General features: G+C 32.7%; 19 protein-coding genes. 6 read left to right on the top strand and 13 right to left on the bottom strand.

The annotated features are described in order from the left end of the window. Positions 1-127: 127 nt before the first annotated feature. Positions 128-742 (bottom strand): acetate uptake transporter, encoded by a 615-nt coding sequence (locus N4A68_03590; protein ID MCT4563399.1) that lies wholly within the window; start codon positions 740-742, stop codon positions 128-130. Between the two features lie 490 nt (positions 743-1,232). Here N4A68_03590 and N4A68_03585 point away from each other — a divergent pair, with 490 nt between their 5' ends. After that, complete coding sequence (locus N4A68_03585) at positions 1,233-1,802, top strand: XRE family transcriptional regulator (GenBank protein MCT4563398.1); 570 nt, start codon at positions 1,233-1,235, stop codon at positions 1,800-1,802. A 297-nt stretch (positions 1,803-2,099) separates the two neighbouring features. Next, a complete protein-coding gene (locus N4A68_03580; protein ID MCT4563397.1) occupies positions 2,100-2,975 on the top strand; it encodes a radical SAM protein in 876 nt (291 codons plus the stop codon). A 72-nt stretch (positions 2,976-3,047) separates the two neighbouring features. Here N4A68_03580 and sulP read toward each other — a convergent pair whose 3' ends face one another. From sulP to N4A68_03560, 4 genes are all read right to left on the bottom strand, one after another. Further along, a complete protein-coding gene (gene sulP / locus N4A68_03575; GenBank protein ID MCT4563396.1) occupies positions 3,048-4,691 on the bottom strand; it encodes a sulfate permease in 1,644 nt (547 codons plus the stop codon). Between the two features lie 243 nt (positions 4,692-4,934). Then, positions 4,935-6,878: a TetM/TetW/TetO/TetS family tetracycline resistance ribosomal protection protein gene (locus N4A68_03570; GenBank protein MCT4563395.1), complete on the bottom strand. Its 1,944-nt coding sequence runs from the start codon at positions 6,876-6,878 to the stop codon at positions 4,935-4,937. 100 nt (positions 6,879-6,978) lie between these two features. Continuing rightward, on the bottom strand, positions 6,979-8,001 hold the full coding sequence (namA, locus tag N4A68_03565; GenBank protein MCT4563394.1) for an NADPH dehydrogenase NamA: 1,023 nt from the start codon (positions 7,999-8,001) through the stop codon (positions 6,979-6,981). Between the two features lie 201 nt (positions 8,002-8,202). Beyond that, entirely contained in the window at positions 8,203-9,411 is a 1,209-nt protein-coding gene (locus N4A68_03560; GenBank protein ID MCT4563393.1) for a class I SAM-dependent rRNA methyltransferase, read from the bottom strand. A 691-nt stretch (positions 9,412-10,102) separates the two neighbouring features. On the opposite strand from N4A68_03560, the gene N4A68_03555 reads away from it, so the two are divergent. The 3 genes from N4A68_03555 (at position 10,103) to N4A68_03545 (ending at position 12,722) form a co-directional block, all read left to right on the top strand. Beyond that, positions 10,103-10,453 (top strand): hypothetical protein, encoded by a 351-nt coding sequence (locus N4A68_03555; GenBank protein MCT4563392.1) that lies wholly within the window; start codon positions 10,103-10,105, stop codon positions 10,451-10,453. Positions 10,454-10,961: 508 nt separating this feature from the next. Beyond that, positions 10,962-11,924, top strand: coding sequence for a hypothetical protein (locus tag N4A68_03550; protein ID MCT4563391.1), 963 nt, complete (start codon positions 10,962-10,964; stop codon positions 11,922-11,924). Positions 11,925-12,404: 480 nt separating this feature from the next. Then, complete coding sequence (locus tag N4A68_03545; GenBank protein ID MCT4563390.1) at positions 12,405-12,722, top strand: hypothetical protein; 318 nt, start codon at positions 12,405-12,407, stop codon at positions 12,720-12,722. A 229-nt stretch (positions 12,723-12,951) separates the two neighbouring features. Here N4A68_03545 and N4A68_03540 read toward each other — a convergent pair whose 3' ends face one another. From N4A68_03540 to N4A68_03505, 8 genes are all read right to left on the bottom strand, one after another. Continuing rightward, a complete protein-coding gene (locus N4A68_03540) occupies positions 12,952-13,839 on the bottom strand; it encodes a DMT family transporter (GenBank protein ID MCT4563389.1) in 888 nt (295 codons plus the stop codon). Between the two features lie 935 nt (positions 13,840-14,774). Then, complete coding sequence (locus tag N4A68_03535; protein ID MCT4563388.1) at positions 14,775-14,978, bottom strand: hypothetical protein; 204 nt, start codon at positions 14,976-14,978, stop codon at positions 14,775-14,777. Between the two features lie 78 nt (positions 14,979-15,056). Then, entirely contained in the window at positions 15,057-15,212 is a 156-nt protein-coding gene (locus N4A68_03530) for a hypothetical protein (GenBank protein MCT4563387.1), read from the bottom strand. Between the two features lie 146 nt (positions 15,213-15,358). Beyond that, the gene (locus N4A68_03525; GenBank protein MCT4563386.1) at positions 15,359-15,700 is read right to left on the bottom strand and encodes a zinc ribbon domain-containing protein YjdM; all 342 of its coding nucleotides are present in this window, start codon (positions 15,698-15,700) and stop codon (positions 15,359-15,361) included. Positions 15,701-16,037: 337 nt separating this feature from the next. Beyond that, the gene (locus N4A68_03520) at positions 16,038-17,393 is read right to left on the bottom strand and encodes a hypothetical protein (GenBank protein ID MCT4563385.1); all 1,356 of its coding nucleotides are present in this window, start codon (positions 17,391-17,393) and stop codon (positions 16,038-16,040) included. Beyond that, entirely contained in the window at positions 17,386-17,931 is a 546-nt protein-coding gene (locus N4A68_03515; protein ID MCT4563384.1) for a sigma-70 family RNA polymerase sigma factor, read from the bottom strand. Before N4A68_03515 ends, N4A68_03520 begins: the two co-directional genes overlap by 8 nt. 199 nt (positions 17,932-18,130) lie before the next feature. After that, positions 18,131-19,870 carry a S41 family peptidase gene (locus N4A68_03510; protein ID MCT4563383.1) on the bottom strand — a complete coding sequence of 580 codons (1,740 nt, stop codon included), beginning with the start codon at positions 19,868-19,870 and terminating at the stop codon, positions 18,131-18,133. A 23-nt stretch (positions 19,871-19,893) separates the two neighbouring features. Then, the gene (locus N4A68_03505; GenBank protein MCT4563382.1) at positions 19,894-20,583 is read right to left on the bottom strand and encodes a YjjG family noncanonical pyrimidine nucleotidase; all 690 of its coding nucleotides are present in this window, start codon (positions 20,581-20,583) and stop codon (positions 19,894-19,896) included. A gap of 284 nt (positions 20,584-20,867) precedes the next feature. Between N4A68_03505 and N4A68_03500 the strand changes: the two genes are divergently transcribed. After that, positions 20,868-22,484 (top strand): vanadium-dependent haloperoxidase, encoded by a 1,617-nt coding sequence (locus tag N4A68_03500; GenBank protein ID MCT4563381.1) that lies wholly within the window; start codon positions 20,868-20,870, stop codon positions 22,482-22,484. Positions 22,485-22,671 lie beyond the last annotated feature (187 nt).

The following is a 22,671-nucleotide window of genomic DNA, read 5'->3' as shown; positions in this document are numbered from 1 at the left end:
ATCACCTTACTTTATAGTATTATTGTGTGAAATTTTATTATACTATAGAAATCTCAATCAAAACAAAATCCCCTTAAAGTAGATTTTTATTTCTCCACTTTAAGGGGCCAATAATTTTTTATTACCCTTATTTAAATATTCCAAAGGGTTTTCCCACTGGTAAAAATTCTTTGCCAAAATGTGTATTTAATACAGCCGCAGCCGAACCATAAAATGCAACTAAAGATATAAGCAGTTCTGAAAATGCTGCTAGTGTATGTGCTGCATCATGGATTATGCCAAATGTACTAAGAGATAAACCTATAAATAATAAATCAATCAAAACAAAAATGGTAAATAGTACTTTATGTGTCTCCATAGCTCCAATTGTCATATAAATAGAAAAAATCAAATACCCTATAAATGCAAACCCAAGTTGTCTAACATCCGCTGTTTCTGCCATCTTCTCACCAAATACCCCTAATTTGATAAGCCAAGAAGCTGCAACCCCAAACCAGAAAAATGCATATCCTCCAAAGGCTGTGGTCCCGAAGGTATTGCCTTTTTTAGAATCATTAATACAAGCAAATAATTGTGCAAAAGCTCCCAAGAATATAGCCCAAGGAATTACAAATGACACTCCTTCAGTAAGTCCAAGCTTTTGAGATGATGCCACAAGAGTCACTATAGCAAGCCCAAATAAACCTAATGCTGATGGATCGGCATTTGTGATTTTTACATTTTGTGTTTGATTATTGCCCATAATATCCTCCTCTAAAATAATAGTATTAAAAATATAAGCACTACGACATAATATCACATTTTTCGACATTTTAAAAGCTGTTATTGATGCTTTTTTGCATTAGGATTAAATTGTTATCTAATGAAATTATTGCAACCGGATTTTCATTATTTATTATCACTGAAATTGATAAATAATACTATGAGGAAATTGCATACCTCTTACTTGGCCAAGCCTAATATGGAAATATAATCTTTGATTTAATTGATTAGGATATAAGCATGTTTTTCATATTTGTGAAATTATTTTTAATCAATGAAAATACGAGAAGGATATCTACTTCCAATGTAGAACTATTATTTTGAGGAAATTGTATAACTCTGAGCTTACCAAGCCTAATATGGGAATATCTATATATGGTTTTCATGGGAAGTAATTATGCAATTTACTCATTTATAAATATTTGATAATTCCTAGGATTATTAAAGACAAAAAGGAGTTCGATTAACATATGGAAAAGGAAATAGGTAAGAAAATCAAAGAGTTAAGAATCTCAAAGGATTTGACCCTGAAGGATTTAAGTGAGCAAACAGAATTATCAATAGGATACTTATCACAATTAGAAAGAGGCTTAACCTCTCCAGCCATCAGTTCTTTGCAGAGCATTGCCCAAGTATTAGGAATACATTTGTCATACTTTTTTGCACTACCCAAGGAAAATAATACAAGAATAATTAGAAGTTTTGAGCAGAAAATTTTTCAAGTACAAAACTCTAAATCCATATTCCACAGCTTGTCAAATGATGTTGAGGGAAAAAATCTTTCACCTATGCTTGTAACTATCCTACCAAGTGAGTCCGATGAAGATATCACCTCGTTTTCCCATGAAGGTGAAGAATTTTTATACGTTTTAGAAGGAATATTGACTGTCCTAATAGATAATAAAAAACATCTTTTATATCCAGGGGACAGCATGCATATACAGTCAAAAACTCCCCATAATTGGGGTAATTCTACAAACAAGACTGTTAAATTCTTGACTGTTAATACACCCAAACTCTTTGAAATCCATGATAGGTAAGTAGGTATAGAATAGAAAACCAAAGATTTCCTGCGGAATAAATTTTTTGACCAGCTTATATAATATGCTGGTTTTAATTTTAAAGGTAGTATATTATAATAAATAATAATTGAGGAAGCTGTATAGTTCCCACTTAGCTAGGCTTTATAAATATATGCCATAGCTTTGAGGATTTTTAAACTACATGTAGTAGATGGTTTCTATAAAAAGTAATTATACAATTTGCTCAATTAATCATAAATGGGCAATAAAAAAACTTTTGTTTAAGTCGAATTTCTAAGAAATGGAGTGATTAATATTAGATATCAAGGTCTAGTTTATCGACCCCCAAGTGAATTTGACAGCTTGATTATTCAAGCTACTATTGGATGTCCCCATAATAAGTGTAACTTCTGCAATATGTATAAAGACCGTAGATTTATAATAAGGCCCTTAAAGGAAATCAAGGAAGACTTAGTTCTAGCCAAAATGCATTATGGTGATACTGTTGAGAAGATATTTTTTAGCGACGGAAATACAATATTGATGAAGACAAAGGATTTGCTAGAGATGTTAAATTATGCCCATGAGCTATTTCCAAGCTTAAAAAGAATTACAATGTACGGGTCATCTCAGTATATTAATTTAAAATCCTTAGATGAACTCAAAGAGCTTAATAAAGCTGGATTAACAAGATTGCATTCTGGAATGGAATCCGGAGATGATGAAGTTTTAAGTCTTATAAATAAGGGAAACACTTCCGATGAAATAATAAGGGCTGGAAAGCTAATTAAAGGTGCAAATATAGAATTGAGCTTATACTATATAGTTGGTGTTGGCGGACATAAATTATCAAGACAGCATGCAATAAACAGTGCTAAAGTTTTTAATGAAATCAACCCTGATTTTATTAGGCTAAGAACCTTTATACCTTTTGAAAATACTCCTATGTATGATATGTATAAAGAAGGTAAATTCAAGCTCCTCAATGGACATAAAGCATTAAGGGAAACGAAGCTATTGGTGGAAAACCTGGAGGGAATTGATAGTAATTTCGTCAGTGATCATAGTTCTAACCATTGGGATATCAGCGGTAAACTTCCAAAGGATAAGAAAAGTATGCTAGAAGAAATAGATTATGCTTTAAACATGGATATATCAAATTTTAGAAGTCCAGAAACTGGTAGTCTTTAAAAATAAAATACCTTAAATGTAATAGGGACAAAGAAATGGTAAAATTCTTTGTCCCTATTACATTGAAGTTTTTTATTTACTATTTACATTTTGAAGGGCTTCTTCTAGATTTTTATATAAATTATCTTCACCAATTTTTTCTATAAATCCAGCTTTCTTAAGCATAGAATATGGCTGCTTTTGTATATTAGATATTACCAATTTAGTTCTATGCTTTTTACAGATATTAAATAATCTCTCCAAGGCATGAAGTGCTGTTGCATCCATGGCAGGCACATTTCTCATTCTTAATATCATGAGCCTAGAAGGCCTTTGAACTCTATCTATTACTTCCATAAATTTATCCGCGGCACCGAAGAAAAATGGACCATTAATTTCATATATCAGTATATCCTCTGGTACATCCATTATGAGTTCTTCATCATCGCCGTATTCTTCCTCAGCTCTATCCCTAACTAAATCGTTCACATTTGCCACATCAGACATACGTTTCATAAATAATAGACATGCTAAGACCATACCTATCTCAATAGCAACTACAAGGTCTATCATTACGGTTAATATAAATGTAGTAATAAGTACAAATACATCACTTTTGGGAGCTTTGAATAAAGCTTTGAATTCTCTCCACTCGCTCATATTATAGGCCACCATCATCAATATAGCAGAAAGTGTGCATAGGGGTATTAGTTTGGCATAGGGCATAAATATTAACATAATCAACAGTAATACTATTGAATGAACTATTCCTGAAACGGGAGTACGCCCCCCATTTTTTATATTTGCTGCTGTTCTTGCTATGGCCCCGGTAGCCGGTATCCCACCAAATATTCCCGACATCATATTACCAACTCCTTGGGCAATAAGTTCCATATTTGATCTATGTTTTCCTCCTATCATACCATCCGCTACAACGGCTGACAAAAGGGACTCGATGGCTCCTAGTAAAGCAATGGTGAGTGCAGGTGCCATAAGATTCTCTACTTTATTCAGGCTTAATGAAGGAATACTTGGTTTTGGAAAAGCAGATGATAGCTCCCCATACTTACTCCCTATGGTGGCTACATCAAGCTTGAAAAAGTATGCTATAAGGGTTGCTAATACAAGGGCGACCAGTGATCCAGGTATTTTTTTATTAATTTTAGGCCACAAAATAATAATTGCCAATGAAAAAAGTGCAAGTATCATGGTTGTCCAGTTTATTGTATGTATATACTCAAAATAAACCCTCCACTTTTCTATAAACTCTCCCGGTACATTAGTGATGGAGAGTCCAAAGAAATCCTTTATCTGGGTCGAAAATATTACTAAAGCAATTCCACTAGTAAATCCTGTGGTTATAGGGTAAGGTATAAATTTTATCATATTACCCAATCTGAATACCCCCATTAAGATTAGAAATATCCCTGCCATTATGGTTGATATTATTAATCCTTCCATGCCATACTTAGTGAGTATACCGTAAACTATGACCATGAAAGCCCCCGTGGGCCCCCCTATTTGTACCCGGCTACCTCCTAGAAATGATATGAAAAAACCGGCTATGATGGCTGTGTGCAGTCCCTTTTCCGGCGATACCCCAGAAGCAATTGCTAATGCAATGGATAATGGTAAAGCTATGATCGCTACTATTAACCCCGCAGTCATGTCATTTAAGAACTGTTTGAAGTTATAGGTTTTAAGACACTTGAAAATTTTAGGCTGTAATTTTTTCATGCTACTACTGCTCCTTTTATATAGAAAACACTAATAAATCTACATCTTGATTTTTCAATAGACAAGGTCTCTAAGATACCTAAGAATCAATATGTAAAGGACTTATTGCTATTCTATAGTGATAGATTTTTTACGCAAACATAAACATTTTATCACTAAAGCATCCATGTTGAAAGTATCGATTTTTTTATTGTTATTAAAATTTTTATATAAAAAAACCCTTTAGTTTTTCAACTAAAAGGCTTACAAGCAGTGCATTTCTTCCTCTACATCTTGCCAAGATACCACATAGGCTTGTCCCTTTGAACAAAATATGGAGGATGAGCTATATTCCATATCAGCATTTTTATCATATGCCATGCTTTCTATTACCTCATCCTTATTATGACATATGTCATATCCTCCAAAAACAAGATTTATCATTCCCTTTCCTCCAGTAAAGGCCACTAACTGGTTAGGATAATTCATGAAGGTCGATACAGGGACTCTTCCCCGTATAATAGCTTTATCCCCTTTATTCTGTGGAGGCTCGAAGCTACCACTTGCCTTTTGAATATCCGATAGAACTCTACCCATATGATTTAAATCTACTTTTATTTTAAAGTCATAATATGGTTCAAGGAGTACATTATCAGCCTTTTCAAGGCCTTGTCTTAATGCCCTATAGGTAGCTTGTCTAAAATCCCCTCCACTGGTATGCTTATTATGTGCCCTTCCCGTAAGCAAGGTGATTTTTATATCAGTTAATGGACTACCCGTAAGCACCCCTCTATGCTCCCTTTCATATATATGATATTTTATAAGATTTTGATTTCCCTTAGTTAAGTGATCTGTATGACATAGGTTTTTAAACTCTATGCCGCTATTTCTTTTTCCTGACTCTATTTTTAGATGGACTTCTGAATAGTGTCCAAGGGGTTCAAAATGACCATAGCCAATCACTTCCCCCTGGATACTTTCTTTATATAGAATACTGGGCTTTCCAAAGCCTAGGGAAAGTCCAAATCTATCCTTTACTATTCTTTCCAATATTTCTAATTGTATAGGCCCCATTACATGTATATGAATCTCCCCTAGTTCTTCTTCCCATGTAACCTTTAAGGAAGGATCTTCTTCATTTAATATGTTAAAGGCTCTAACTACTTCCTTTACATTTAATGAGGTATCAAATATGACTTTAGATTTTAAAGCTGGAATCATATTGTAGACCAACTCCTCAAGGTCATGACCCAAACCCTGTCCAGCACAGGTCTTAGATAAGCCCATAACTCCAATTAGCTGTCCTGCACTGGCACTATCTATGGTCCTATACTTTGCTCCATTATATATTCTTATTTGAGTTATCTTTTCCCTTATTTCATCTTGTCTACATTTATAGGCAATCTCATCCCTTACCTTTATACTGCCTCTTAATATTTTCATATAGGTTATTTTAGTTCCGTTTTTTTCGTGTCCTATTTTGTATATTCTGGCTTCAAAGCCTTCATCATTATAGTTAGCTTCTGTAAGTTCATGAAGATTATCTAAAAATTCTAGTACCCCTTTATCCTGTAGGGCAGAACCACTTGCACATATATAAATATTATTATCCTTAATCATTTTCTTCATATAGCTTAGCCATGTATTTTTCTCGTATTTACCTTCCATATATAGCTCAAGAAGCTCTTCATTTCTCTCTGCCATGAATTCTATTATTTCTTCATTTAACTCTTCTAAAGAATTAGAAATATGACATACATCGTCGGTTAAATTTGCTCTTATTTCTTTTAATACTCTATTTACATCTGCTCCAACTCTATCCATTTTATTTATAAAGAAAAAAACCGGTGTTTTATACTTTTTAAGCAGCTGCCACACAGTCTCAGTATGTCCTTGCACTCCTTCTACTGCACTTATTATTATGATGGCATAATCCATAACCATTATGGTCCTTTCCATCTCTGGTGAAAAATCAACATGGCCAGGAGTATCTATTATATAGTAAGTATCACCCTTATATTCCATAACTGCTTGGTCTGAAAATATCGTTATTCCTCTTTCCCTTTCTATTTCGTGATTATCTAGATATGAATTTTTATGATCTACCCTTCCTCTTTCCTTAATAGCATTTGTATGATATAGAAGACCCTCGGAAAATGTAGTTTTCCCTGCATCCACATGGGCCAGTATGCCAATGGTTTTATTCATATTTACACCTCAACTTACATTTTATAAGTTAATTATATCAAAAAAAATCAGTCTATCACCATTGTATAATTCTAGCTTTAGTGACAGACTGAACTTTCCCTTATTTATTTGCCATTGAATACTGAACTGGCCAATCAGTATCTACCCCTAATTCTTTTGCTGCATTTAATGGCCAATAGGGGTTTCTTAAAAGCTCTCGTCCTAAATAAACAAAATCCCCTCTATTATTTTGTATTATCTCTTCAGCCATAGGGGCAGAAGTAATAAGTCCCCCGGCAACAACTGGTAGTTCCGTCATACTTTTTATTTCTTCAGCATATTTAATTTGATAACCTGAATAAGTATTGATCTTCGCCCTTGCCACTCCTCCGGAGCTTACATTAACCATGTCAACACCTTCATCTTTAACTAAATTAATGATTTCTGCTACATCCTTAGGATGATTACCTTCATCAAGGTACTCTTCCGCTGAAACCCTTAATATTAATGGATTTTCTTGGGGCCACTCTTCCCTAACTGCCTTTATGACTTCTTTTAGAAATCTTGCTCTGTTTTCAAGCTTCCCACCATATTCATCACTTCTTTTATTTGTGATAGGCGACATAAATTCATTTATCAAATACCCGTGGGCTCCATGGATTTGAACCGCATCAAAACCAATTTTTTTGGCTCTTTTAGCTGCTTCTTTAAAAGCATCAATAACTTCACTCATATCTTCTTTATTCATTTCTCTAGGTACTTTATATTTTTCACTAAAGGCTATTGGACTAGGTGCTATGATGTCCTCGGAAGTAATTTCACATTTTCTTCCCGCATGGGCAAGCTGCACTCCTACCTTGGCTCCATATTTTTTACATTCCTCTACTATATTTTTTAAGCCTTCCATATGGGAATCATCCCATATGCCTAAATCCCGGTCAGTTATTCTACCTCTACCTTCCACCGCCGTTGCTTCAAATACTATAAGCCCCGTTCCCCCTAGGGCTCTACTCACATAGTGAATATAATGCCATGGCATAGCATTTCCTTTATCATCTGCACTATACATACACATTGGGGCCATTATTATCCTATTTTTCAAATCAATTTCTTTTAGACTATAACTTGAAAATAACTTTGACATCATTAAAAACCTCCTGAAAAAATCTATTAGCTTTTATAATGTTTACCCCATATATATTAAAACATTCAGTATATTGTAAAAAAATATATTTTATTATAGAGAGTTTAGGGTGAATCTTAATTTATACATATCAAAATATGCGATGTTTCTAGGGAGTTTTGATGTGTATAAATTAACTGTTTAACTGGAATATCTATAAAGCTATCCTTTAATTTTCTTAATAAACACAACCTTTAGATAGTTACCTTCTTCAAATTCCTTAATGACTCTAAAATCCGATGGAAGGGAAAATTCTTCTAGCAGTTTATATTTGCCCTGGGTTTCATTGAATGCTGTATCTATAAATCCTTTGAATTTCTCCATACCGAAGGTGCTACAGTTTGTGGACGCTACTATAATCCCATTATCCTCGGTTATGGCAATGGCCTCTTTTAGTAAATTTTTATAATCACTTGCGGCACTAAACTTAAATTTCTTTGATTTAGCAAAGCTGGGGGGATCAAGTATAACCATATCAAATTTTAAGGCTTTCTTTACTGCATATTTAAAATAATTAAATACATCCTCCACAACTATATCATGGGCTTCATAATCTATCCCATTTACACTAAACTGCTCGATTGTCTTTGACAAGCTTCTATTTGCTAGATCAACACTGGTCGTTTTTTTTGCTCCTCCTAATGCCGCGTATACTGAAAATGCACCTGTATAAGAGAACGTATTTAAAACTGATTTTCCCTTTGCATACTTGTCTCTAATAGTTCTTCTCACATCTCGCTGATCTAAAAATACCCCCACCATAGCACCTTCATCTAAATATACAGCAAAATTAACCCCATTTTCTTTAACTATGATAGGAAACTGACCCCTCTCACCGAGGATAAATCCATCCTCTTCAATGTATTTACCCTTTGTATCAAATCTCTTTTTATGATATATAGCCTTAAATTCAACCAATCTTTTTAATGAATTTACTATATCATCTCTGAACTTATAGATGCCTTTACTGTACCAGTTTATTAAGTAATATCCATCGAAATTGTCAATGGTTAAACCCCCTATTCCATCACCTTCTCCATTAAAAATCCTAAAGGCATTTGTCTCAGTATCATTATAAAGGGCTGCTCTTTTGTTTAAAGCTGCCATTAGCTTGTTTTGGAAAAAGTTTACATCTATTTTTATATTTTCTTTTCTACTAAGAATCCATCCATATCCTTTATTTTGCTTTCCATAATATCCCCTTGCAATAAATCTGTTTTTTTCATCTACTAGCTTAACTATAGACCCTTCCCTATCAATATCTTCAATGTTGATTATAGCTTCCTTAAAGATCAATGGATACCCACTTTTGAATTTATTAGCGAATCTAGATTTGACCTTTATAATAATTTCTTTTTTTATTTTTTTCATCTGTCCCATCCCATCTATTATAGAGAGTTCCAAGTAAATCTTAATTTATACATATTAAAATATCCCATGCCTATGGGGATTTTTGATATGTATAAATTAAAGTTTTGACTGGAATCTCTATATTATTACTCTTTCATAAATTTTTCTGAATTTATCTTATATTTCTCAATTACTTTATAATTATTCTCCTTAGCAAAATCATATATTCTTGCATAGGCATTTACTTTAGCATTAAGCCCAGTATGAATTGCTTTTAACAATCTTAAAGTTCACTATCCGCTATTTTAGAATACCCTATATGACTCGAGCCTGCAATCTGTTTTGATACTTTTTCTGTATATTTCATATCCTGTGGGTTAATATCTATCACATTGAAGGTTTTAATCCATCCAGCATAACCAGATATTATTATATTTTTTGTTTCCCAATTAACTGAGTAAATTTCATAATTACTTTCTACAGAAATCGTCTACTATATATGGTTTTAAAAGTCACAAAGCTATACCATCAAATATACTTATATCTTAAGTAATTAAATCAATGATGATATTCCCATATTGGGCTTAGTCAAGTCAGAGTTATGCAATTTTCTCAACTATATTTTATATAAAAGATATTCTTAATTTGTGAACACACTATCCTTATATCCTTCATATTATAATAATATATATTTCTTTAGGAGTGATTATTAATGAATTTTATTATAAGAAGAATGCTGTTATACATTCTAGGATATCCATTTTGTCCTCCTGGGCCACCAATTCCTCCACCTTCTCCGGAGCCATCCTGCTCGATGCTCCCTCCACCTCCTCGATATAGCCCAGATTTACAACCAACGACCTTTGCAATCGATAGAAGAGCTTTAAAGCCATGTATTAATAGATTCACATATATATGGCTGGAAAATGGAGAAGAATTTTGGATGTATCCAACCTATGTTGGGCGAAGGTCAATATCTGGATGCAAATGGAACGCAAAACGCCGTAGATGGAATTATTTTGGAATTGATTTAGATAATATTGCATCCTTTGTTTGTTATTAAGTCAGCAAATAGTCTTAGATATAAGGCCTCTAATATTCTATCCATATAAATACACATATGAAAAAAATCAAAAACACGAGTAAAAAAACTATTTTATTTTTCCAATCTACCTTAAAACTTAATAGTAGAGGAAATTGCATAACTCTCAATTGGCAGAATTGCATATGGGAATATCATTCTTAATTTGAATATTTAAGATATAGCATATTTGGTGGTATAGGTCTAGAGATTTTAAAACTATATATAGTAGATAGTTTTTGTAATAAGTAATTATGCAATTTGCCCAGTAGATTAGACTGGCACTAAAAATAGAAGTATACTTCCATTTTTAGTGCCAGTTTTATTGTTTTTATATACGGTATACTCCTTCAAAATACAATAGCTGTATTCTATATCATAACTTTGAAGACCCTATTTTCTTATGTTTATAATTCCACTACTCAAATAAAAGAAGGATAATCAAAAGTTTTGTTGAATGTAATATATTGTAAGGAAAGGTGATGTTTGTATGTTTGATATATTATTAGGTAACTACGTAATGACCCCTAAGGAACAAATTTTTACATTGTGCAGCATTGCTACATTCCTTTATTTTATTTTTATTATTTTAAATTGGCTTCCTAAAGCCATCTATAATGATATATTAATTATAAAGTTTAAAGATTATAAGTATAGAAGGCGCCTTAAGGAATTTTATGAAATACATAAGCTCAACTTTCATAAACAGCTTTTTATAGGCTTTTGCGGACTTTTTGATATGCTGTCAATTGGCATATTAACAGGAGAAACAGTAAAGCTCATAGCAAAAAATAACTTTGTATCGGAATATCTTGTGATTTTAGGAATATTTATAGTAATACAGGGATTTTTATATCATATCTTATTTGTGAAGAGCAAAAAAACCTCCTTTAAGTTTGGTAGCTTCGCCTACGAAAATGAAAACTATGGAAGAGCAGTTTACAACTCAGCAAAAAGTAGCGAAACAATAAATAGACTTGTTTCTAAGCTGAATAGCCAAGCAAATATAATTTCCCATGATTTACCTATTATATTTAATAATTCAAGAATCTTTGTTGATGCCATTAATCAATGCTTGCAAGAATACGTTTGTCAACAGGAACATTCAGAAAAATGTCTTAATATAAAAGCCTATATAAAGCACGATAGAAATAAAATAGAAATAAAACAGGAGTTACAAAGATTATATTCAATAAATGATATAAATTTTGATACCGCCTACAGCAAGGACCATGAACTTTCCGCTAATGGTGGCAAGGGGGTATTAAAAACATATCATTTAGATACCATAGATAATGAGATCGAGCTACTTATTTGTGTTTACCATGAAGACGATATCGATTTGGGACTAGATATATCATCTGTTATCGGCATTATTGCCACCCTCGATTATCTAAGGTATGCCTATGAAGTGTTGAGTGAAAACAATAATACTAGTAGTAATAATGCATAAATATGGTATAATGAAATTAATTGCTAGATTCGGTATGCTTAAAGCTTAGAAAGGAGGATGTTGACTGTAGGTTAAAGTCAACTATACACAATGGAAGTTATCGCAAAAAATCAAGATATTTTTGAGTCATCTCTGTTGGATATCCCACAAACTAAAGCTACTAATGTTTCAATCTCCGAGGTGAAAATGCCAAATTTCAAATTACCTTTAAGAAATAAAAAAATGGACACTCCCATTAGTGAGGATTTAAAGAAAATCCAGGATTCTAATAAAAAACTAGCACTAATTTTTAATTATTATCTAGAAAACAGGTAGATAGAAATACCTGTTTTTTTTTTGCACCAATTTCATGGTTATTCATAGTTTAAAGTAAGAATACTTTTCAAATGGTTGAGTATATTTTATAGGGGTATAAATATAGTACAAAATACAGGTTTAGAACTCCTATTTTTAGAGTATACTTCAGAGGGAGTGATATATATGTCAAAGATCACAATACAAGGTAAAGCCCCAGACATTGAAAAAGTCATTAATTTGATTGAATCTAAATATGACACTGAGAGTAAGGATAACTCTAAATTACATAAAGGTAATGTTGAAGAAGTAGTACTACTAATTACCCCTAAAGACGAAGAAAAATCTTCTGAAGTTTTTCTACCTAAAATGAAAATCCCCCTTAGAAGCAAGAAGTTTACTTGCAAAAAAAGTGAAGATCTAAAAAAAATAGTAGGCTCCCTTGATTTTCTTTCTAGGGAAGAAAAAAAATATAATTCCATCAAAAAATTTTTGAAGGATTAAATTAAGCCTCAGCAAATTGCTGAGGCTTTAGGCTACCTAAAAACCCGAATTTCTTTGTTGTTGCTTCAACCAAGAACCCTTACGTATGTCTATATACGCTGCAGCCTCTCGGTTTCAGCACGCCTCGAACTTCAGGTTTTTAGGTAGCCTACCAGATTGTTGACAAAGTAAATAATCTGAGCCTCAGCAAACTGCTGAGGCTTTTAGCATTACGTTATGAATATTATTTTTACTCTATCTGGATACGCCTGCCCATTTTTTTAATAAACAAATCTATATTTGGCAAGCCCGCACTGATTACAATGACAATAGCTCCAATTACAGCTTGAATTCCTATACTTTCAGATAAGAATATCCATCCAAATAAAGCTGCAAAAACTGGCTCAAGAGTATATATCAACGCCATATTAGTGGCGGGAATATGCTTTTGACATACATTTGCTAATAAATATGCTAAAGCAGTACATACAATCCCTAAAAACAACATGCTTTTCCAGGCCTCCAAGGATAAATTTACTGTTGGTTTTTCTACTATAAAAGATGCAATAAGGCTCAGAAGACCCACAACATTAATTTGAGTAACTGCAATCAGTATTGCATCATACTTTTTAACGTATTCTTCAACCAAAATAATGTAATATGCTAAAATAACTGATCCTATTAATGTCATTAAATCTCCAAAATTAATGCCTCCTTGGTGTCCTTCTAATGTCACCAGTGCCAAACCAAGTATGGCCATGCAAGTCCCCACCCAAATAATTAGGGATTGCTTCTGTTTTCCTATGTATGTAGACATAAAGGGTACAAAAACTACACTACTTCCAACAATAAATGCGTTTTTAGCAACGGTTGTATATTTTAAACCAATGGTATGAAATACAAATCCAAGGAATAGAACCCCTCCTGTGATCCCACCTCCGATTAATTGCTCCCGTGTAAACCTAAGCCTTCCAGATAAAAATAATATGCTAGACAATATGAAGCCACCAATCAAAAATCTAAGAGCCATAAAATTAAATATTTCAATATCCCTTAATATTGGTTTAGTCAAACTGAAAGATAGCCCCCACATGGCTACAATTACTACCATAATGATTTCTGCTTTTCCCTTTTTCATGAAAGCTCCTCCTTTTTCTAATGCTTATGACCTTTATCAAGGCTTTACTGCTGCTATCAAATTACGATTTATGGATTGATCTACACGATGTATATAATCGTTATATGGAGGCTTATCTAGAACTGAAAGTCCGTTTTTCTCTAGAACATCAGCCACATCTTTATATTTAACTGTAGTGGACTTCTACTCAAATTTTTATGATCTCACTTCTTATTTTATTATCCCTAATATTTTTGTCAATAAGCATAACTTTAAATAAAGCTCTGTTAGATTTTAGTCTTGTTTAGAGTCATAAAAAAGATGATTGCATATTTGCAATCACCTAATATAGCAATTCACTATTTCTGTTTCTTTTGATAAAATGAACAAAGTAAAAAAGTAGCCAGATAAAACAAAGATATTATTACAGAAAATACTCCATAATTAGTATTCAGAATATAATTTATCCCAAATAAGGGTGTAATAAATAATAGATACAAAGGATATTGTATTCCTGAAACAATATCCAAAATCAAAATCTCATAGGTAATGTGTTGTACTTGAGATATGCTGAATACAAAAATACCACTAATCATCCCGATTGCCGATATAATTTTTAAAAATCTGGTTTTTTTTGAAGTGGCAACAGATTTGACCCACAAAATAATTGCAATCATCAGCATCAGAGATGTTAATAAATTTATCAAGGTAAGGTTTGAGTCTGGGTGTTTTAGCGATGGAATGAGATTAATACTTAATGAAACAATATATATACTCGCCATTAAGATTGTATGTTTTTTCATGTTCTTCCCTCATTTTTCTAAATAATGGTATTTCTAAATTAATGATAACACAAAAGATACTTTTGTTCATGTTCATCATTTTTAGTACCAGTTATAAGTAGCACTATTAATAGAGTAATCAATTATATTCAAATCAATCAAATAATATTCTATCTATACATATAGATGTCCTCTTGTACGATATTGTTGAAGGTTTGTATCAGTCAACTTAGTTGAACCGTTTATAAGTAGTTGCTTTGCTTTGACGATTTCTTTTTCATCAATAAATGTTTGTAGCCATACAAGCTTGCTCGTTACTGATGCCACGCTTCTTAACTTGTTTACCACGCTCACCTTGAAAATTACGCACAGCATCAAGAAGTCTGTGTCTCATATAGAATGAAGTTTTAACAGAAACTTGGCAGATTGTAGCCGATTTACGGATGGATAATCCCATCACCAATAGTCAATCCATTGCTCAAGGCTAACATTATATAATGAATTTGTCATGGCTCTAGAAGATATGATTTCACCGATATTGTTAAACAGTTCTTCAATCTCACTATCAGTCAAGGTCTTGATATCTTTGAAAATTACATGTATTGATGGCATAAATGGCTCTTTTACGAATATATGTTCTTATTCATTATAGAACATTATTTCGCACAAGTCAAATAACAACACTCAAATCTAACAGAGCCTTAAATAAAAAAAAAGAGCCCTTAAAAGAACTCTCATATCGATTTCATACCTATTGGCTATGCCTTTTTAACAAATTGGGATTTTAATTTCATAGCTCCAAAACCATCTATTTTACAATCGATATCATGATCTCCCTCAATCAAACGTATATTTTTTACTTTTGTCCCTATTTTTATAACCGATGAAGTCCCCTTTACCTTAAGGTCCTTGATTACTGTTACAGAATCTCCATCATTTAAAATATTCCCATTTGCATCTTTTATGACTCTTTCATCTTCACTATCTTCGGCTTGTGATTGTAGAGTCCACTCATGGGCACATTCTGGACAAACAAGAAGATTTCCATCTTCGTAGGTGTACTGAGAATTGCATTTTGGGCAATTTGGTAAAGCATTCATGATTTCATTTCCTCCATTCGTTATTAGCAATTATATTGTAAAATCTATAGGAAGCTCCCCATGGGTTCATATACTAACATAGGTTTATATACTAACACAGTCTTATAATATTTACAACCCTGTATGGGTTTTGAAAATTACAATTAGCTTTGATAAAGGACCTCAAAAAAAGAATCCCTATGGTTTAAAGGATTCTTCTTTAGGTTCTCTATAAATTTAGGTTTTATTATAGATAAACAACATTAAGATTTAAAATATATTTCAAAGAAAATAATGAATGCTTCTACATTTTTTCTTTGAAATATATTAAACCTTGAAGTTGTTTATCTTTATATATTTATTTCAAGTCAATTACCCAATCGCCATTCATTACAAAGTCAGGATATGATATTTCAATATTGGCAGTGTCAAGCTTTTCATCAAGTTCTAAATTCATTATAGCTTTATTACCGCTAAATTCAGTGGATATTTTTTTTATGTTGGTACTGTAAAAATTAAAGGATCTTATGTTAATATTTTCATCACCATTGGTATTGAGTTCAAACTCTATCTCAGCAGACGTTGGTGATACTCTTTTAATATTCTTGACAATAGCCTTTTGAATTTTGAAATCAATTTCTTTATTCAAAGTGGCTTCACCTTCATCTGGAATACTAAATGATAATGAATCTATTTCTCCATCGTAAGAAGCAATTATTGACGGCAATTTTAGTGTCAAGCCCTTATCCTTTGGTGCATCTGTTTCAAATATGCTTACAGGATAACCCTTTGAATCCTGTGGAATTTCTAGAATATATTTATTATCAATTTCATCAAATACATAAACACTGTCTATTTGATTACCTGTAGAAGTTGTAACAACACCGTTCTCCCCTAAGTCTTCAAATGTAGCTGCAACTGTTTCTTCAGTAGGCTTACCGAAATTTACTAATTTTAAGTTTTTATCCTTAAATGACGAAACTAATTGTATATTCAGTTTTTCATTTTCCTTTATAACTTTAGCTCCAATATTTACACCCTCCACATTATTTACTGGATTATTGGAAATATGAATCTCATCCTTTGAATCTAAGCTTTTAGCTTCTTCCAATGAAACATCATATGAATTCCCAGCAATTGTGAACTGAAAATCTTTAAAGGGTTTTATATTATAGTTGTTTTCTGTTTTGTTCATGAAGCTAAGGAAATATTCATTTTTTTCCTCACCGTCTCCCCCGGAGTAGCCTCCTGGAAAGTAGATAATATCAGGATTATTTTTAGGTATAATATTTATATCTCCTAGTTCACTTAAACTTAAATCTGAGGTCAATTCCATTTCCAATTTCCCCTCGGAAACCATTACACTTTCTATTTTAATATCATTATTTAAAGTGTGACTTTCCTTTAGGTAATAAGCATCTCCGTCGACAATAGTTGAATATACGGGTGTCTTATTAAAAAAGGATTTAATCGCTTCTGAAATATCATCGGCATAAACAGTAGTTATGGTTAACAGGCACAGGCAAGCAGCCGCCACGTATGGAAGTTTTTTCTTACCTCTACCCTTTTTATTATTGTTGTTAAGTTTTTGATGAGCTTTCTTCTTTATAGAATCCATATCTATTTCAACTCCATTCATTAATTTGTCAATTTCTTCTTCAATTAAATCATCATCCATATTATTTAATAGCTCAATTAATTTATCTTCATTCATAATTCAATACCTCCTTTATGACTTTCCTGCCCCTTAAAAGTCTATTATCTATAGCAGATCTAGATAAATTAAAGGCCTTTGCCAAATCACTTATCTTTTCTTCAAAGAAGTATCTCCTAAAAAATATTTCTTTATCTACTTTATTAAAGGAATTGATTGTTTCTATAACCTTTTCTTGATCTTGTCTTAAAATCAATTGTTTCTCTAGATTATAACTATCTTGTATTTCAAATTTCTCAATACTAATAACATTTCTTGGTTTTTTCTTGCGTTTATATGTAAGGGCTTTGTATTTTGTTAAAATCAGTAGCCAAGTTCTAAAATTCCCTTTTTCTTGGTCAAATTCATCGATTTTAAGCCATGCATCTAGAAAAACATCGGATACACATTCTTCGATATCTTCCCTATTAAGTGATTTACATAAAATATTATATGCCAGGCAATAAATTGTTTTTGTATATTTACTTATCATATATTCATAAGCAAGCATATCCTTATTCCGTATTCCTTCCACAAGTGCACTTTGTGAGTATTCCAAAATCCTCAATCCCCCTTTCATATATTACTACGTCCTAAATATCTTTTTTCTCCCATAAATTTTATATAAATTTTGTTGTTAAAATTTGTGCTATAGGGATTTTAGTATAGACTTTAACTTTGGGAAATCTATAGAAAAAGAATTGTTGACAACATTATAGTATAATTATCAACAACTCCTTACCCTTCCCATGCAAAACTTACTTTTTATATTTACTATGTTCTTTAAATATGTTTTTGAAATATTTACTGCAATCACTCTCTTCGCTCATTACATAATCATATACCGTTTTTCCCTTTGTATCTGAAATCCTAGGTACAACATGGGGATTTACTCCAGCATCCAATAATATTATTGCCATTTCACAATTATTCATGGGAAGTACCATTCCAATGGGATAAAATCCCTTGGAATCCTTTTGATTAATATCCACTGAACTGCTGGCAATTATTTTATTTACTAGTTCAATATTATTTGATAGCACTCCATCACACAGTTGATCAATGGTATGGCCTTCATTACTTATATTACCTGTATCATTATCAGATATCTCTTTTCCGTGTTCCTTCAAGAAATCAATCAAATCTCCATAATATATGGTATTAGGAATTACTGAATTTCCTTCTATTGACTTATCATCTCCAATTATTATTCTTTCCCTTAGTGGAAACTGTATGGTTGTTTTAGTATTATCTAAAGTAAAGCCATCTGTTCCACCTCCAGCCCCTGCCGATGGGCGTCCTATAATAATTCCCCTATTTGATAATTGCATCCATCTTGCAAAGAAATCTCCACCACTACATGTGAGAGGATTGATTCTAAAAATCACATCACCTTTCCACACATTGTTTAGATTGATTTTATCAGTTATAAAATTGAAGTTGTCATTCCCTGTAAGTCTTAGCCCTGTCTCTTCATGGATCTTATCGTAGAAGAATTTAAATTCTTTTTGTACATTTAAAATATTAGACAGGAATAATACTTGGTTAAATGCTCCTCCCGCTGAATCCTTTAGGTCAACTACAAGAACATCTGGTTTTTCATTTACAATCTCCTTGAAGGTATTGTCTAAATCTTCCATTTTCCAATAAAAAAAATCTCTAGGATGTAATATTGTATATTTCTTTGAATTCATTTCCCGTGAATAATATAATAATGAGGGATGTATATACTTAACATCTTCAGGTATTTCTTCTAAGGAAGGCATTAGGGATCTAGTGAGTAAAATAATATCCTCATACTTGTCCTTCAGCTTATTATATTTTTCCTTACTAACTGTAGCTTTACAATCCTTCCAATTAAGGGTAACATCGCATATTATGCCCTTTTCATCTTTATAAGTAATAGTAACGGGCTTCATATCCTCAATTAAGGGTTGATTTGACAATTCAAATATCAATCTTCTAGCAGCTATTTCATCGGTGGCATATTTTGTTGATTGAGGATTTACCTTACCTATTCTCTCTATTTCTTCCCCTATATCTTTTCCATTCCATTTAACTATTTCATATCCCTCGGATATTTTATCGGTAAAGTTTGGATATACTTTTTCTACATATACCCTTTCATCAGCTCCAATAGTTAAAACGAAGCCAAGAAACTTTGGATATTCATTGGTACATAAATCATCACCCAAAGACCAGGAAAAGTGTCCATCGTTAAATTTTGCTCTAAGCTTTCTTATCTGATTAATAAACTGTGACTTCCCTTTACTCCAATCAACGGTTTGTGCATGATTCATGGATTCCTCTAAGAATTCTTCTCTAGTTTTATTTAGCTTTTTTTCTAGATATATATAATTTTTTGAGATAAGTTTACAGGCTTGTATATAATCTTCCTTATATATATTCCCTTCATTAGTCATTGTACTTTTATCTTGGCATATACCAATTTGAATGGAAAAAGCCACTAATAAAATTGTAATAATATACTTTTTCATCCCGTCTCCCCCCGTCAAACTAGCTATTTTTCAAGTATATCCCTAAGCTCCATAAGATTAGAAATCTCATAAGTAGGCCTTATTTGCGTTTCATTTATAATCTTATTGGGATTATACCAACAGGTATCTATACCAAAATTTATACCACCTTGTATATCAGAGGTCAAACTATCTCCTACTATCAATACCCTGCTTTTATCAGTATGCTTTATATTGTTTAGTGCATACTCAAATATTTTTGGATCTGGTTTTGACACTTGAACTTCCTCAGATACTACTATATCCTCAAAGTATTGTGCTATAATGGATTTTCTTATTCTATTATCCTGAACATCCTTAAGACCATTAGTGATTATGGTAAGCCTATAATCTTTATGCAAACTTTCCACGAGGTTCATGCTATCATCATATAAAAACGATGCATAGGATAAATGCTTCATGTATGATTTAGCAAATTCACCTTCATCAAACCCAGCATCTAATCTATCCGACAGCCTTTTAAATCTTTCTACCTTTAGTTTTTTTTGAGTGATAATTCCTTCCTCAAGCTCTTTCCATATAGCCCTGTTTATCTCCTTATATATTTCAAAATGATGATTTTCATCATACTCTATCTCAAATTCAAGCATAGTGTTTTTGAAAGCACCTCTTTCGGCTTTCTTGAAATCAAATAAAGTCTCATCTGCATCAAATATTATGATCTCATACTTCATAATAATACCCCCCACATATAAAAATCCTAATAAATCCTTTACATTATCCCCTTCAATATTTCTAAAGTTCCACTACCTTATATAAAATGCTTCAAAAAATATTATACCAATGCAACTTAATAGTATCACAACCATGAAATATAGTAAATCAGATAAATAGTCATAAAAATATTACATGAATTTGTAACTTTTTTAGAATACATACATATATAGATAGTGGAAAAGCATGAGAAAATTTTCTAATCAAATATAAAATAGAAGCATTAAATGAGGTGAATGATAATATGATAGAAAAAAACAATGAAAAGAAAAATAAGAAGATTCCCAAGAATAAGGTCAATGAGAAAAAAAATACAAATATGGACTCAAACTTGGGAAACTGCTGCGATGTTGGGCCACTGACTCCAATACAACGTCGACAAGAGGCCTATGAAATCCGTGAAAATGCGGCTCAATTTCAAAGGAGGCTTCCTCTTCCAAGTCATCCATGTAACGGAGATGAGGATTTATATCCAAATAAAATTGCTAACTTTTCTAAGACCCTGCCACATAATGAACTAGGTGAAGTAGATATCAATGCATATAAAAGCTTTATCAAGGCTTTAACCACTGGCAATCCCGATATGTTTGAGTCCATACCATTGGGAGGTATCACAAAGCTTGCAAATCCCCAAGCTTCCTATGCATATGATTTGGTGGGCCCGGATTGTCATCACTTGACCATGAATATAGCCCCAACCTTTAATAGTGCTTGGCGTGCCAGCGAAATGGCTGAAAACTACTGGAGTGCCTTGACCCGAGATGTGGACTTCATGGATTATGATACTGATCCCCTTACCATAAATGCTGCTTTAGATTTATCAAAGTTTTCAGATTTTCAAGGGCCTAAAGAGGATGGAGTTGTTACTACACGCACATTATTTAGGGGAAATTTATTAGGCGATTTGGTGGGCCCCTATATTTCACAATTTTTCTATAAGGATGTTCCCTTTGGTAATAAAACCATAGATCAACGATATGAAAGTCCCCTAGTTGGAGACGATTTTATGGTTTCCTATGATGAATGGCTAAACATTCAAAACGGAGGCTCGCCAAAGGATTCAATAACCTTTGATTCCCTACCACGTTATATTCGGAATGGTCGCGATTTAGGGCAATGGGTTCATATAGATTTTACTTATCAAAGTATGTTAAATGCTTGCCTAATTCTATTAAGCCTTGGACAGGAAGCACTAGACCCACAAAACCCCTATCTAAATTCTAGAACCCAGATTGGCTTTATCACCTTTGGTGCAGCCCAAATTTTAGATTTCGTAACTAAGGCGGCAAGAGTAGCCTTAGAAGCCGCTTGGTTCCAGAAATTTTTAGTCCATCGTGTACTTCGCCCCGAAGCCTTTGGTGGATGTGTTCAGAACAATTTGACGGGAGTAACCAACTATCCTATTAATGAAGAATTATTAAACTCAGCCGCTATTCCTATGGTATTTAATAGATATGGTACTTACTTATTACCTATGGCCTATCCAGAGGGATCACCTACCCATCCGGCCTATCCGGCGGGTCATGCTTGTATTGTTGGGGCTTGTGCTACTATACTTAAGGCCTTTTTCAACGAGTCATTTATAATACCTGACCCCGTTGTTGCCAATGCAGATGGCCTTTGCTTAATTCCTTATTTAGGTGCAGACTTGACAATAGGAGGAGAATTAAATAAACTTGCTTCTAATATCTCCATTGGGCGAGACCTAGCAGGTGTACACTGGCGTTCAGATTCTAGTGAAGGATTGAATCTCGGTGAAGCAGTAGCCATCCAAATTCTTCAGGACTACAAAAATACTTATAATGAAAACTTTAATGGATTTACTTTAACTAAATTTAATGGAACAACTATAATAATATGATATAATCCCCCTGGAAAAATTAAATTTTCTAGGGGGATATAAATGTAGGACAAGTTCTTCTGCCCCATGTAGTTTTAAAATTCCAAAGGCTATACCATATATATTATACAAGCTCCTTAATTATAAAAGAGGTTGACAAAGGATATTTTTACCTATATACTACTGATAACCATCAGTTAATAACTTT

The sequence above is a fragment of the Maledivibacter sp. genome (assembly GCA_025210375.1).
Classification (GTDB): Bacteria; Bacillota; Clostridia; order Peptostreptococcales; family Caminicellaceae; genus JAOASB01.
This window is presented reverse-complemented; position numbering and strand designations above follow the sequence as displayed.